This window comes from Geobacillus sp. ZGt-1 (genome assembly GCF_001026865.1).
Classification (GTDB): domain Bacteria; phylum Bacillota; class Bacilli; order Bacillales; family Anoxybacillaceae; genus Geobacillus; species Geobacillus thermoleovorans.
On record NZ_LDPD01000148.1, the window covers coordinates 1 to 880 of the forward strand.

General features: G+C 31.8%; 1 protein-coding gene. It reads right to left on the bottom strand.

The features are described 5' to 3' along the window. Positions 1–738 (bottom strand): hypothetical protein (locus VU18_RS16180; protein WP_152668865.1); only part of this gene is annotated, 738 nt, incomplete at its 3' end. Between the last annotated feature and the right edge of the window lie 142 nt (positions 739–880).

An 880-nucleotide genomic window follows, 5' to 3' on the forward strand; every position in this document is an offset into this window, starting at 1 on the left:
AGCTATGACGGATGCCCTTGCAAAATCTTCATTCTGTTCTTCTACATCACATATATCAGCAACATCTTCAATAGTAAATATATTTCTTTTAATAGGTTTTGTATCAAGCGAGTATATATCTCTAGTTTCAGTTACATCATACATTGTTCTCTTATAAGAATCGACTTTTTTCACTTCAATTTCACTATCCAAAAACTGCATCAATTCTTTATACTGATTACCAAACAGGATTAATCGATTATTTTTAGCATCATTATCATTTAAACCATTTAAAGCTTCCTTATATTTACTTAGCACTTTGGCAGAAAAGTCAATTTCGAATGAAGTTGCCTTTACCTCTCCTACAGCTTTATTTTCCCCTTTATCATTAACAATAACCCCTTGTGGATTCATCAAAGTCTTAGGTGAGTATTCAATACCAATTTTGATATTAATTAGATTGTCAGGATTATTAGCATACTGCTCTTTTCCTTTTTCTTTTAAAAACTCTTTTAAGTAATCATTTAAAATATCTGCACTCTCCAATACTCTTAAACTAAATAATAAACTCCTTGCCCCAATTGTCCACTCCTCGTCTTCTTCATCTAACTTATCCATCAGTACCATCAGACCATCGCCTGTGATTGAATGGATATGGCCATCATAATATCGGGCTAATTTAATCCAAGTGGATATTGCTTTTTGCTTTAAATTTGCAATGTCATCTATTGTTTCGACATTTGCTGAATCAATAAACAAAGCTCGCTTTGTAAAATTTCTTAAATCTACGAAAATCGAACATAACTTAACATCACTAACTCTGTGAACACTAAAATCTTCATATGACTTAACCTTACTTAATAATTCATCATATTTCGGGTGTAACTATTCACCCCAGTGC